General features: G+C 38.0%; 13 protein-coding genes. 2 read left to right on the forward strand and 11 right to left on the reverse strand.

The window, feature by feature from the left end:
- Window positions 1-18 precede the first annotated feature (18 nt).
- The 6 genes from LVD16_RS15100 to LVD16_RS15125 all read right to left on the reverse strand — a co-directional run bounded on the left by LVD16_RS15100 (window position 19) and on the right by LVD16_RS15125 (window position 5,129).
- Entirely contained in the window at window positions 19-1,329 is a 1,311-nt protein-coding gene (locus tag LVD16_RS15100) for a hypothetical protein (protein ID WP_233769104.1), read from the reverse strand.
- A 463-nt stretch (window positions 1,330-1,792) separates the two neighbouring features.
- Window positions 1,793-1,978 (reverse strand): hypothetical protein, encoded by a 186-nt coding sequence (locus LVD16_RS15105; RefSeq protein WP_233769105.1) that lies wholly within the window; start codon window positions 1,976-1,978, stop codon window positions 1,793-1,795.
- Between the two features lie 150 nt (window positions 1,979-2,128).
- Complete coding sequence (locus LVD16_RS15110) at window positions 2,129-2,491, reverse strand: hypothetical protein (RefSeq protein ID WP_233769106.1); 363 nt, start codon at window positions 2,489-2,491, stop codon at window positions 2,129-2,131.
- Between the two features lie 185 nt (window positions 2,492-2,676).
- A complete protein-coding gene (locus LVD16_RS15115; RefSeq protein WP_233769107.1) occupies window positions 2,677-3,972 on the reverse strand; it encodes a porin family protein in 1,296 nt (431 codons plus the stop codon).
- A gap of 66 nt (window positions 3,973-4,038) precedes the next feature.
- Window positions 4,039-4,635: a hypothetical protein gene (locus LVD16_RS15120; protein WP_233769108.1), complete on the reverse strand. Its 597-nt coding sequence runs from the start codon at window positions 4,633-4,635 to the stop codon at window positions 4,039-4,041.
- Between the two features lie 2 nt (window positions 4,636-4,637).
- On the reverse strand, window positions 4,638-5,129 hold the full coding sequence (locus tag LVD16_RS15125) for an RNA polymerase sigma factor (protein WP_233769109.1): 492 nt from the start codon (window positions 5,127-5,129) through the stop codon (window positions 4,638-4,640).
- A gap of 522 nt (window positions 5,130-5,651) precedes the next feature.
- On the opposite strand from LVD16_RS15125, the gene LVD16_RS15130 reads away from it, so the two are divergent.
- Window positions 5,652-6,149 (forward strand): VOC family protein, encoded by a 498-nt coding sequence (locus LVD16_RS15130; RefSeq protein WP_233769110.1) that lies wholly within the window; start codon window positions 5,652-5,654, stop codon window positions 6,147-6,149.
- Window positions 6,150-6,236: 87 nt separating this feature from the next.
- Here the strand turns inward: LVD16_RS15130 and LVD16_RS15135 are convergent, their stop codons facing one another.
- The 4 genes from LVD16_RS15135 to bla all read right to left on the reverse strand — a co-directional run bounded on the left by LVD16_RS15135 (window position 6,237) and on the right by bla (window position 11,049).
- On the reverse strand, window positions 6,237-7,994 hold the full coding sequence (locus tag LVD16_RS15135) for a glycoside hydrolase family 13 protein (protein WP_233769111.1): 1,758 nt from the start codon (window positions 7,992-7,994) through the stop codon (window positions 6,237-6,239).
- A 348-nt stretch (window positions 7,995-8,342) separates the two neighbouring features.
- Entirely contained in the window at window positions 8,343-8,729 is a 387-nt protein-coding gene (locus tag LVD16_RS15140) for a DUF1801 domain-containing protein (protein WP_233769112.1), read from the reverse strand.
- A gap of 890 nt (window positions 8,730-9,619) precedes the next feature.
- Window positions 9,620-10,315 carry a 2'-5' RNA ligase family protein gene (locus tag LVD16_RS15145; protein WP_233769113.1) on the reverse strand — a complete coding sequence of 232 codons (696 nt, stop codon included), beginning with the start codon at window positions 10,313-10,315 and terminating at the stop codon, window positions 9,620-9,622.
- Entirely contained in the window at window positions 10,312-11,049 is a 738-nt protein-coding gene (gene bla, locus LVD16_RS15150; RefSeq protein WP_233769114.1) for a subclass B1 metallo-beta-lactamase, read from the reverse strand. Before bla ends, LVD16_RS15145 begins: the two co-directional genes overlap by 4 nt.
- Before the next feature lie 107 nt (window positions 11,050-11,156).
- Between bla and LVD16_RS15155 the strand changes: the two genes are divergently transcribed.
- The gene (locus tag LVD16_RS15155; RefSeq protein WP_233769115.1) at window positions 11,157-11,597 is read left to right on the forward strand and encodes a GNAT family N-acetyltransferase; all 441 of its coding nucleotides are present in this window, start codon (window positions 11,157-11,159) and stop codon (window positions 11,595-11,597) included.
- On the opposite strand, the gene LVD16_RS15160 is transcribed toward LVD16_RS15155, so the two are convergent.
- A complete protein-coding gene (locus LVD16_RS15160) occupies window positions 11,598-12,776 on the reverse strand; it encodes a glycosyltransferase family 2 protein (RefSeq protein ID WP_233769116.1) in 1,179 nt (392 codons plus the stop codon).
- Window positions 12,777-12,882: the final 106 nt, after the last annotated feature.

Raw genomic sequence — 12,882 nt, forward strand, 5'->3', positions numbered from 1 at the left:
ATATACTTGTTTTATGGTTTATTTAATTTGGCTTAAAGCTTTCTGAAGCTCTTTGTTCTCTTCTTTTAAGCTTTGAAGCTCTTTTTCTAACCTGATCAGGTGAAGGTAAATGGTCTCTATATTTTCTACAGACTGAATGGCTACAGTGTTTAATGATAAACCATTAGTTACCACCTCTTGCTCTGATGGCATATTAGGCAGATGATGGTAGCTTTTCACAAACTGTTCCATATCTGAAAGAGACATTACTTCATAATTTTCTTCAAAAACATAGTCAGGAAAGCTGGCAGCTGAAGTGACGAACGAGGTGGCGTAGGCATCGCCATTTACATGGAGTTTGTGTGCTACATTAGTAGTTCCTACACCTAAATTTCCTTCTTTGGTGATCGACATGAGGTTTTGATTACCTGTCTTAAACATGAAGATGTTTTTGTTATTGTTTGCCGAATCAGCAGTGAAATTTATAGCTCCGTTTGACATTAGATGATGGCCATTTTCAACGAAAATATCGCCATTTACATGAAGTTTGGCATTAGGAACTGCAGTGCCTATTCCAACATCTCCATCTTCGCTGATCACCATATTAACACCTGAGTCATCACTAGCCGAAAACATAAGACCTTGATAGCCTTCAAGTTTGTTCAAACCAAAAATACTTGAATTATCTGCTACTCGGATGTTGCCATTCACATGTAGTTTTTCTGAAGGCTGCATTATGCCAATGCCAAAATTACCGTTTTCCTTCATTAACATATGAACCTGATCAAATGACTTGAATCGGATATCTCCACCGTCATCAGCTCCTTCAATGTTGGCATGGATGTTAAGGTGTCCCTTAGTCATTAAATTATGATTGGCGGCCATAAGAATGTTACCATTTACATGCAGCCTCTGTTCGGGACTATTGGTGCCAACTCCAAATTTGGAATCGAAATTTGCCATTCCTTTTGGTATAAATATCACATCAGCATACCAAGTTTCATGATTCTTATGACTTCTGAGATTAGCTTTTAAGTGCCATTCTTCATTTTTAACGTACATAAATACCTTCAAAAAATCTCCGGTGTTATTTTCCTGTACATCAGCGCTTAAAATCTGAAATCCGATGACTCCTGCCTCCCAAGCATTAGCATCGAAGCCCGTGTTATAATCTACTTCATTACCCAGATTGGCATATCTTTTTATTCTCATCTGTGCTTCAGAGCTGATGCTCATAGCAGTTAGCATAAGAATAGTAATAGCGGAGGTTAGCAACATTTTTTGCAAACCATGACTGCTGTAAATGAAAGGGTTATAGAGGTTTTTGATTCTAGTAGATAGAGTTTTCATTTTAATAAATTTTAAATTATAAATAGATTAATGAATACATGTCTGGCCATTATTTCGGGTTGGAAATAATGGCCCTGACACCCTATCTGCGAAGCAATTAGAACTTATAAGAAAGCCGAGATTACATAGATTTTACTTATAAATCTCCTGAAAGTAAGACCCACTCAGCTTAGGTTGTTCTGAATTTGTTAATACAAAGGTAGACTGAGATAAAGCCTTTTCGATAGAAGGAAAACGACAAAGGATACAAGATATACGACACGGACTAAAACAAATCCGACATTGGGGATGTCGGATTTGTTCTGATTGGATCAAATCAAGATGTCAGCCTCTTTTCTGTCTATCCGCAATTTGTTGAAGGTAGTTCATGAAAAGAAAGAACAAGAGTGCCAAAATGAAAATTGCACTGACTAAGCTGCCGGTAAATATGCTATACCATTTATTTAAAACCACATCTTCGTCATTATAGAGGATTGATATCTCCAGTTTTATAGGTTCTATCACCAAGGGTGCCTACATGAAAACTGCTAGAATCCACGTCATAAGGTCTCTTAAATTTCGCATGGTAATTATAGGAGTCTCGCTGCACTTTGTATTTATAATATTCCTCTTTATAAATGACTGCCTTGGCTTCTTTAGAGTTATTCATCAAAAACCAGGATTCCGTAATTATAAAAAATAGGAATGCACCAAGTGCCACAACTAAGAATATGAAAATAACAACCGAGAAAGCTGTTTTGAATTTAAACATTATGTGTTGTATGCTTTAAATTGCTAGTTTTTAACCTTGAATTATAGCTTAGCCATTAGTATTATCCACCACCTCCAAGCCAAACGCATTACAAAGAGGCTCTAGTTTCTTCAGAAGTTTTTCTTTGTTTTTCATGCCTTTCAGATGAAGTTTATTGTCATCATCCAACTTTAAATAGGCATTAAATACCTGGTTAGTGAAAGTGCTTGAAGCACTTACCCTGCTGTAAATTCTTTGGCTCATCATGGCAGAGTTTACATATATCTTTTGTGCAGAATGATACTTTTCCCAGCTTCCTAATTTAAGTCCGGCAATATCGTAATACTCTCTATACTTGTTTGCATCCAGGTTGAATTGAAAGCCTTTTTCCGTGATGATCATCAATACTCCAATTAATATTAAAAGCGGCATTAATATATAATTTTGAGCAATTAGGCTTATGCCAACTATTATAAATAGAAGACCTGCGAATTGAAATTGCCGAGGAAATAATTTTGATGATTTAAAGTTTATGATTTTCACTTAGAAGCTATATGTTTAATTTACTTAAATATATAGCATTTAATAATGAGTTAAAAGATATGTTGTTAGAGAATTCAATTGCTTTTTAATATATCAAATGCGAGAACAATAAAAGATTTGTGCATTGCAGCATTTAATCCTGTACCATTAGATAAGCCAGATCCACTTTCGTATCTATATTGAACAGAGAGGCGATCACGTTTTAGGCCCACACCAGCCAACCAACCTGCTTCATAATTTGTTGCTTCGAGGATTTCTTCTTGTTTTATTCTGCTCGTTCCATAGAATTCTGATGTCTCAATTTTGAAATTTTCCTCACTTAAAAGAAAACCATTGATTACACCCATGTTGAACATTAGTTTCCAATTGTTTATAATATAGTTATACCTTAACATGTTCTTTAAATGTATATAAGAACCTCCAAAGTATGAATAGGTATGACTGTAATCGTTCTCATTATTGAAATCAGTATATTCCCCATCAGTTTCATATTTGGAGTAAATCAACTCATTGTTAATTGACCATTTGCCTCTATTGCGAGGGAGAATAATTTCTAAATATAATCCGCCGGTTACGTCTAAGGAAGCTGGAAAATTTGTCTTTTCCAAATATTGGGAGTTAGATGATAAAACATCTGTTTTACCATCTTTAAAGACAATATTTGTGCTACTTAAACCACCAATTAACCCAAATTGTAAAGTTTTACCTTTTTTATCTGGCGAGTAAGAAGGTTGAGTGTCAGAACACTTTTGGTAAAATTCTTCAAATAGATTGAATAAACTATTTTGTCGGTATGCTGTATTGTTGAGTTTGGAATCTATTTCTTTACAGGTGTTGAGGTATAATTTTAGCTGACCTATAAATTTTTTATTTTCTTTGATCTTTTCCTTATCGTAGTACTTTTTGTAAATCAGTAATTCTGGATTTTTATCATTACCAATGTAGAAATTTTCTTTGCCTTGTTCTGTAACATTGACAAATAGGTTCTTCTCGCCTTTTAATAACTGTAGTATAAAGGTGGTGTCCTTATCAATATTAATCTGTGGCGAATTTTCAAAACCTTTGTTGAAAGTGGATGACGAAGTTTCTGTTTCTACGATCGCACTCAGATATTTCTCATTATTCACATTAAAGCCTTCGATTTCAAAGGGTTTATATGTTTCCTCTTCAGTATTTGGGGCTAAAGATTTTTTGAACTTGATGATCTTTGGGTTAATCTTCCAATTTCTGTAATTAATATAACCGTTAGTAGATTCTCCACTATTTAACACTATGCTCCCAGGAATATAATTTTTCTGCGCTTTTAAACAAGATGTTGAAAGGAGTACGGTTATGAATGTTAGTCCGAGGAAATAAGTTGCTTTATTCATTATAGAGGTTAATAGAAATTAATGCCGAAATTCAAATCTAGAAGTTATAATCAATATTAGAATAGTTTAACCTTCTAATTCTTTCAAAATATTCTCCGCAGAGGAAGTGATTTTTACATAATGATTATAACCCCATTTCGAAAATATTATCAGAGCCACTAAAAATATTGGGATACACCACCATACTTTTAAACTAATCTCCATAAGGTCTTTATTGCTAAGTAACTTGCTGGACACTAAAATTATCGGCATCATAAAGAACCAGTTCATGTAAACACCTGCTTTTTGTATGCCAAGTACTCTTTTTCTGGCCTTAGTGAAGTTGAAAATGGTGTCTTTATAATTGCTCTTACCGATTTCTACGCTACGGATGTCTCGCAGTGACAGTAATACCATGGTGGGTAATATGGTCAGGTAGGCAATGGTAATAAGACCGCTGGTGGCCAGGTACCAATTATCCAGCTGCTGGAAGTTGGCTACAACGTAAATGGCTATGCTAAAGGTGATTACCGATGCAATAGTTTCATATTTATTGATGGTTCTAAACCTGTTTTTATATTTCTCCTTTGTCATATCAAGAATCATTTGATTGGTGAGTTTTTTTTGATTTTCTAACTCGAGGCTCATCTGTCCCCAAAGTGCTTTCATTTCTTCAAGTTCCATGGCTAGCTGTTTTTAATCTGGGACTTTAATTTTTGTTTAATTCTTGAAAGACGAGTACCTACGTTACTACTGGTAAAACCGGTAATAGCAGCGATCTCATCATAGTTTTTACCTTCCAGAAAAAGTAGAATAATACCTTTTTCAACCACGCTCAACTGCTTTATTTGGGCATAGAGCATGTTCACCCTTTCTTCCATTACAGTGTCTTTTTCATCATACACTATATGCAAGTCCAGGTCTATGGGTACATGATGTTTTTCTTTTCTATTTCTCCGGTTGAGATGGGAAATGGAGGTGTTCAAGGCCACTCGATACATCCAGGTGGATACTTTAGATTCTTCCCTAAATGATTCAAATGACTTCCATAGTTGATATACAATTTCCTGATACAGATCCTTTTGATCGTCCTCATCAGAAGCGTATACCCTGGAAATTTTGAATATGATCCCCTCATTTTCCTTTATCAATCGTACAAACTCGTCTTTACTGCGCATTCTAATTGATCAATTACACCTGATTAGTTTATGAGGGTGGAGATAAATCACACAAAAATAGAAATATTTTTTTCAGGGGGTGAATTTTAGGAGGTAGGGGCGTTGCAAACCTAATTGTGTCACCTCACCCAACCCTCTCCTCAAGGAGAGGGCTCTTATTCCCTTCTCCTTGAGGAGAAGGGCTGGGGATGAGGTGATTCTTTAACTATCTATTCCATTGTCATTTTGAACGATAGTGAAAAATCTATGAATTAGATTCATGCCCGCTGTGAGTAAGCCACAAAGTGAATAGATCTCTTCTGCGTTGAGATGACTGGTTTCTGCAGGCGATATACACACTTGCTCGTTTTAAATCTTATTGTCACCTCACCCACCTTCTCCTCAAGGAGAGGGCTTTACTCCCTTCTCCTTGAGGAGAAGGGCCGGGGATGAGGTGATATTCTTCGCATTACCCCCTTCAAAGTGACGGGATTCATGGTTGATATAAATTTATTTTATCACCATTTTTGAAATAAAGAAAAGATGGCCACCCTGAATAAAATATCAACATGTCTTTGGTTTAATGGAAACGCTACGGAAGCAGCAGGCTTTTATACTTCCATATTTAAAGATTCCAGCATAGAAAAAATCTCTCATTATTCGAAAGGCTTTGAGGAATCAGGATGGAAAGAGGGAGATGTTCTTTCAGTGGATTTTTATTTATTAGGTTATCACTTCGTAGCCATAAATTCCAACCCGAATATTCCATTTAATAAAGCGGTTTCGTTTATGATTAACTGTGATAATCAGGAGGAAATAGACTATTATTGGACTCGTCTTTCTGAAAGTAGTGACCCGGTAACACATCAATGCGGTTGGCTGGTTGATAAGTTTGGGGTCACCTGGCAAGTGAATTACAAGGATATGTCAGATTTCCTTTCACACTCAGATCCGGCGAGAGCCCAGGCGGCCTTACTTGCTCTTTCTAAAATGAAGAAATTGGATATTGAAGCACTAAAAGAGGCATCATTACACGTTTGACCTCATTTGGGTGTTACAATAATATCTTTTTACGTGGAGAATTAAGACCCTTCTCTACTTGCGAGAAGGGCCGGGGAATGGGTTTAATCACTTGCGTACAATAACCGCCTGATACGGCTCTAATGTCAATTCATTTCCGCTTAAATTCAAATCTGCCATATTATTGATCATAATGTTTTGAGCATCAATCTCATAAGGTAGGTTCAGTGTTGCTCCCTGGTCGGAGAAATTGAGCAGCACCAGAACCGCTTCACCATCTAACGATCTTTCGTAAGCATAGACTTGCTCGTTGTCAGGGTACAATAGTTTATAATCACCATAGATGAGGATGGGGTTTGACTTTCTGAGTTGGGTCATTTTTCTGAAGTAGTTTAAACAGCTATTGGGGTCCTTATCTTCTGCGTCTACGTTGATGGTGGTATAGTTAGGGTTTACGGCAAGCCATGGTGTTCCTCTAGTGAATCCTGCGTTTTCTGATGCATTCCATTGCATGGGAGTTCTGGCATTGTCGCGGGACAGAAAATTGAGTTTTTTCATAAACATATTCATATCATCACCTCTTTCTTTGGCAGCAGCATAGCTGTTGATGGCGCTGATGTCTTTATACTGTTTAATGTCATTAAAATCAATGTTGGTCATGCCGAGTTCATCACCATAATAGTAATAAGGCGTACCTCTCATAGACATGATGAAGGTGGTGAGCATTTTAGAAGAGGCCGCTCTAAACTCCGGACTGTCATTACCAAACTTGCTGACCATACGTGGCACATCATGATTGGCCAGGAAAATAGAATTCCATCCATTGTTCTGTAAAACGCTGTCCCAACTGGTGTAAACTTTTTTGAAGTCTTTCAGATCATAGCCATCCAGGCTGTTGCCAACATCCATGCCTTCAAAATGATAAACCATATTCAGTTCATGGCGATCGGGAGCCACCAGGTCAATGGCATCTTGAAAGGTAGAACCAGCCCCTTCAGCCACTGTCATAATATCGTATTTGCTAATCACTTCCTTGTTCATCTCCTGCAAATATTCATGTAGGTGCGGCCCCATGCCGTAGTATTTAATGATATCTTTCTCATATCCTTTCGGAAACTCAGGAAACAAAGTGTCTTTAGAGGCAAATTGAAAAGCATCCAACCTGAAGCCATCTATTCCTTTGTCTAGCCAGAACTTCATAATGTCATAGACCTCATTGCGGACTTTCGGATTTTCCCAGTTCAGATCAGGTTGTTTTCTGGAGAAATAATGCAGGTAATAGGCTTCCGTTAATGAATCGTAGAGCCAGGCATCGCTATTCACATCAAAAAAGCTCCAGCGTGGGGTGGGAGTTCCCTTTTCTGCGGGCCACCAGTGGTAATAGTCTCTGTAAGGATTGTCTCTCGAACTTCTTGACTGTTTGAACCACTCATGTTCATCACTACTGTGATTGACCACCAGGTCCATGACCAGCTTTATATCTCTGTCATGCATGCCCTGCAGCATGGTATCAAAATCGGCCATGGTGCCGAACTCATTCATTATGGCGCGATAATCACTGATGTCATAGCCATTGTCATCATTAGGCGAAGCATAAATAGGGTTCAGCCACACCATGTCTACTCCTAAGCTTTTAATATAGTCAAGCTTTTGAATAATACCCTTCAGATCACCCACACCATCACCATCTGTATCCTTAAAGCTTCTGGGATAAATTTGATATACAATGCCTTCTTTCCACCACTTTTTATCTGAGTCAGTTGCTACAGCGGTGGTGTCCATGTCTTTATCAGGGTTTGATTCTTTTTTAGGTGAGCAGCTCATTATGAGTGTAAATCCGAAGAAGAGTAGTAGCAATTTTTTCATGAGGCGATAAATTTTGATTAAGTAGCTTACTTAAATTACGATTTTTCATTGAAAGATGTGTAATGAGAGGAGGGTGTTTATTCACCTCACCCAACCCTCTCCTCAAGGAGAGGGCTTTTGCTCCCTTCTCCTGATAGGAGAAGGCTTTACTCCCTTCTCCTGATAGGAGAAGGGTCGGGGATGAGGTTTCTACGCTATTTTCTATAGCACAGACTGTCATTTTGAACGATAGTGAAAAATCTATGAATTAGATGGTACCTGTCCGGAAGGTAGCGGTTAAATGAATAGATCTCTCCTTCGCCGAGATGACCGGATGAGTGTTAAGTAGGTAATGATTACATTGTATTATCAAACAGCCACTTTAATCCATTGAGCAATGATGTGAGCGAAGGCAGCTTTTTGATCATCAAATTCACTCTGATTGTTGAAGGTGGCAATGGCTCTGTCGTTAGTTGCCCATTTCAAAATGCCGCTTTCATCATTGATGAGTTTGTTTTCTGGTTGGGCTTTGACTTTGGCCCCACGATGAAATATGACCTGTATGCGTTTGGGAGGGAAAAGCTTCATGGTAATGATATCAGTATCCTGAAGGCAGAAGCTGGGTGCATTCCATTTAATGTGTTCATCTAATTGATTATCAGAGTCTTTGATGAAATTCCTTATGTCCAGAATTAAATCTTTCATGGGATGCTCAAGTTCTTGCAGGAATTGATCTACGGTCTGGGTTGCTGGCATTGGATTAGCTTTTAACTTGTAGTGATATGTAATTTACCTAAAGCTAAAATAGTAGTTTACATTATAAATAAAGAAGTGTGAATGCGACATCGTAAGGGGCGAACCTTTCCTGAAAGGAGAGGTCTGTTACTCCCTTCTCCTGGTAGGAGAAGGGGCGGGGATGAGGTGTTAATAATCAAATTCTTATAAGTTTATTCTCAATGTTTTTTCGAATGGTAGTGATCTATGAAGTAGACTTATACATCAGTTAACTGTCATTTTGATTTGTACGTTTGAAATAAGTGTTCACCTCGACGCGACTGCCTGGAAATATGGATGCAATCCCGATCGTCTACCCTTCGACGGGGCTCAGGGTGACTCGGTTAATGTAGTAAATCTTGCTGCGAGAAAGACTTCGACTGAAAAAAAGTAATGGAACCGTGAGTATGAAATGAATACCTAGCAATAATCGCATTACAAATGCTGGGCTCTACAAATCCTCGTTAAAAACAAGGATTAGAGGTGGTTGTGAAAATATAAAGATCTCTTCTGCGCACAGATGAGTAAATCTTGCTGTCCAGTCGTGCGGTGAAATAATATTGAAAAATAGGCTTTTCTCAAGTCCTTAGTGGTAGTGAAGGTCTATGAAATGCTCCAGTTATCGGAAGACCTTGCAGCAAGAAATTTTTTTTTGTTACTTTTTTGATCGATTGCAAAAAAGTAAGGTACCTCTGCAAATGGAATATAAAAACTAGATAATCCAAATTAACTGGTGTTTGAAAAGTCTAAGCCAAAAGAATAGATTGATGCATCCTTTCGAACCAATGATATATCATTCTTCTTGGTGCGTTGAAACAAATGTTAGATCTCGAGATGGCTAGTGGGGTAGGAGGATTATAAGTATGCTAGCTTCAATCCAAAGGAAGCTCAAAAGCCTTCAGCAAATCTACTTTCTCAGTCTTCTGATACCAGTCGTTAAACACCAGTTCTAAGGTCTTCACTTCAAAGCTTCCGAAATCAAAATGATGGTATTCATCTAAAAGCCTTAAGTACTTCTCTTTTTGATTTAATGGCTGCTGAAATCGAACTACGGTTGAGTGGGCGGTCTTGATCGTATAGCGCTTGTCTATGGACTCTTCCAGGTCAGAGTTTTTGAATACTTCTCTCAGATTGGTTCGAATTTGGTTTAAAGTGCTATCTTCCGGGTAGCCGCAGATCATGATTGATGATGGTGATGCGGTAATTCCTTTATAATGGACTTTGAATGGCTTGATGGATGATAGGGCTTCTACCACCTTCTCAATATAATCAGGAACATGAGCCTGATTGAGTTGAAACCCAGAATAAGCCGAAATAATGGACATTACGGTGATGTGAATGTCTGAATTTCTATAGTAATAATGATGAGGTTCCACTGACTTCAGTTGTTGAAGAAAGCCTTGGATATTTTCTTTAATCCCATGGGGTGGTCTGGCCAATAAGGTCAGTCCACAGCGATCATCAGCGGGATCATTAATAAGAGGATCCGTCGTGCATACTTCTGATTGAATGGTTTGTATTGATTTCTTGTATAGCTGCTCGTAATGCTCTCTTAGTTCCTCGTTCACTCTTTGGTAAATAGCTTTTCTGTGTAAGTAAATAATTCTTTCCCTCCAACCTTTCCATGGCCCGGTATTACTGTTTTTACATCTGGATAGGCCGCTTCAATGTTCTGCATGGTTTGTGGCCAGGCATTTATATTAGCATCTCCCAGATTACCTTTTCCGGCACCGTCACATTTCAAAAGGCATCCTCCAAACATCACCTGATCATCGGGCACATAAACAATCACATTGTCTGAAGTATGACCTTCACCCATGAATTTTACCTCTACGGTTTGTGAGCCAGCAGTAAAGTCCTTATCGCCATCAAAACCAAATTGTGGTCTTCCATAATGTTCTATCTGTGAATTGGTTATAGTTAACTCATTGGCATAAGAGGGTATGCCGTATTTGTGAAACACATCCAGTCCGCCGAGGCAATCAATATGAAAATGGGTAGGGATCACGGCATTGATCTTTGCTTTTTCATTATGCTGAATCCAGTGCACCAGTTCTTCCGAGGTAATCGAGTCGCTGGGTGTGTCAAATACCAGGGCTTCATTGCCGTCAATCACGATCATGCCATTACATTCTACTTTGCCAAAGTCATCAGTATTTAAATAGGTAATATGTTCATAAACATGATCTGAAAGTTGATGAATGATCAGATTTTCGGAGCTGTAAACAGGCTCATCTTCATTGCTTTTACAACAAAAAAAGGCCATTGAAAAGCCTATCAGAAAGGTCAGGTTTTTGGACATGGTCAGGACGTAATTGGAGCTTTAAAGTTATTCTAAAAAGATAAATTATTTGATATCAAAACTGATTTGTCTTTTTAATATTGCGGCTGTTCTACAAATAACTTGTTATGATTAGTCTAGTACGAACCAGCCAGGATCATCCGGATTTTCTATTGCTAACACACCTTTTAAATGAAGATCTGGCGGTGCGTTATCAAGTAGAGCCTTCACTTTTTGTGAAAATCAATAGTAAATATCGCTTTGATCATGTGGTTTTGGCTTATGATGAAAATGAACCTGTCGGCTGCGTAACCATGAGTAACTATGCAGATGGTGCAGCAGAGCTGAAGAGGATGTTTATCCATCCGAAACATAGAAGGAAAGGGGCAGCCAAAATGCTGCTTTCTGAATTAGAAAAGTGGATGGTGGAGCTGGGCTATACTCGCTGTGTACTGGAAACGGGAATCATGCAGCCTGAAGCGATTCAGTTTTATCAATCGAATGGTTTTCATTCTATTCCTAGTTACAGCGGCTATGAAGGAAGCCGCTGTTGTGAAAAGAATTTGTAATTAAGTCGCTCTTTTTGCTTTTTCCCAAACGGCGGACTGAGAGCCTTTCACGTATCTGAAAAAGCCTCTAAATACAGCATAGTTCATCATACTGAAATAATAGGGAATAAAGAAAATCTTGATTTTGAGATTGTTGTTCTGTAGCAACCATCCAATAATTGAAAATAGATAAAAAGCCACCTGGCAAATCAATATCAACTCATACAAAGGTATTTGTAAATAGGCCAGATAAATGTTGGTGAAAAGCACCAATAATAAGCATAAAGGAGCTAATGTCCATCTTAACACCCTGTGAGAGATGTATTGAAAGCTCAAAACTCCATATTTAAAGAAGTTTAAAAGGCCTTTAAGTTTTACAATGGCTTGAATACCGCCTGCTGCAATTCTTATTTTTCTTTTCAGCTCTTCGCCCACAGATGCAGAGCCTGATTCCATTGCGTAGGCATCGGGTTCATAGACTACTTTATAGCCTTGCATGGCCAGGGATAATGATATGTAAAAGTCTTCAATTACTATGTTGGTGTCTACAGGCTTGAATAATTCTGTTCTTATCGCAAACAATTCGCCAGCGGCGCCTACAACCGAGTGTAATTCAGAGTCCCATTTCTTCAGTTTAGACTCGTATTTCCAATAGAAACCTTCACCTGAAGCAGCGGCTCCGTCCTTATCTTTAGACATTACCCTCTTTTCACCAGCCACCAGGCCTACCTTTTCCGCTGAGAAATGACGCACTATGTTTTTATAAGCTTCGTCATTAAGCAGGGTATTGGCATCTGAAAATACGGTTATAGATGATTTGATGTAAGGGATCATCCTGTTTACTGCAGCAATCTTTCCATTACGGCTATCTTCGTGGTAATGCTCTATTTCAGGATATTCTTTAATAATATCCATCGTTTTATCATTAGAGCCATCTGTAACAATGATTACCTGTAGTTTGTCCTTCGGATAATCAAGGTTGAGGGAATTACTTATCTTCTCTCTAATAAAATCTTCCTCATTGTATGCGGCAATCACATGGGTAATCTGAGGAAGAAAGTCAGTTGGAAGTTCCTCTTCTGCTTTACCAAAGGCTCTTTTGAGCTTTACTAGAATAAAAAGTAAAATGCCATATCCCAGATAGGAATAGAAAATGATAAACAAACCTATCCAAAATAAAATCTCTATAACTTCCTTCATTGATTCTTGTTAGTGGTAAAAGCTTCACAAAAAAACGACATAGAATTACATATCAAAACTTTTTGTTGGCCATTACGGTATCTTTTATAAAATTATATTCGAAACG

Source organism: Fulvivirga ligni (assembly GCF_021389935.1).
Lineage (GTDB): Bacteria > Bacteroidota > Bacteroidia > Cytophagales > Cyclobacteriaceae > Fulvivirga > Fulvivirga ligni.

What these genes read in the sequence shown, in the direction of transcription:
- LVD16_RS15100 (WP_233769104.1), bottom strand. Translation starts at nt 1,329, where the DNA reads ATGAAAACTCTATCTACTAGAATCAAAAACCTCTATAACCCTTTCATT.
- LVD16_RS15105 (WP_233769105.1), bottom strand. Translation starts at nt 1,978, where the DNA reads ATGAATAACTCTAAAGAAGCCAAGGCAGTCATTTATAAAGAGGAATAT.
- LVD16_RS15110 (WP_233769106.1), bottom strand. Translation starts at nt 2,491, where the DNA reads ATGCCGCTTTTAATATTAATTGGAGTATTGATGATCATCACGGAAAAA.
- LVD16_RS15115 (WP_233769107.1), bottom strand. Translation starts at nt 3,972, where the DNA reads ATGAATAAAGCAACTTATTTCCTCGGACTAACATTCATAACCGTACTC.
- LVD16_RS15120 (WP_233769108.1), bottom strand. Translation starts at nt 4,635, where the DNA reads ATGGAACTTGAAGAAATGAAAGCACTTTGGGGACAGATGAGCCTCGAG.
- LVD16_RS15125 (WP_233769109.1), bottom strand. Translation starts at nt 5,129, where the DNA reads ATGCGCAGTAAAGACGAGTTTGTACGATTGATAAAGGAAAATGAGGGG.
- LVD16_RS15130 (WP_233769110.1), top strand. Translation starts at nt 5,652, where the DNA reads ATGGCCACCCTGAATAAAATATCAACATGTCTTTGGTTTAATGGAAAC.
- LVD16_RS15135 (WP_233769111.1), bottom strand. Translation starts at nt 7,994, where the DNA reads ATGAAAAAATTGCTACTACTCTTCTTCGGATTTACACTCATAATGAGC.
- LVD16_RS15140 (WP_233769112.1), bottom strand. Translation starts at nt 8,729, where the DNA reads ATGCCAGCAACCCAGACCGTAGATCAATTCCTGCAAGAACTTGAGCAT.
- bla (WP_233769114.1), bottom strand. Translation starts at nt 11,049, where the DNA reads ATGTCCAAAAACCTGACCTTTCTGATAGGCTTTTCAATGGCCTTTTTT.
- LVD16_RS15155 (WP_233769115.1), top strand. Translation starts at nt 11,157, where the DNA reads ATGATTAGTCTAGTACGAACCAGCCAGGATCATCCGGATTTTCTATTG.
- LVD16_RS15160 (WP_233769116.1), bottom strand. Translation starts at nt 12,776, where the DNA reads ATGAAGGAAGTTATAGAGATTTTATTTTGGATAGGTTTGTTTATCATT.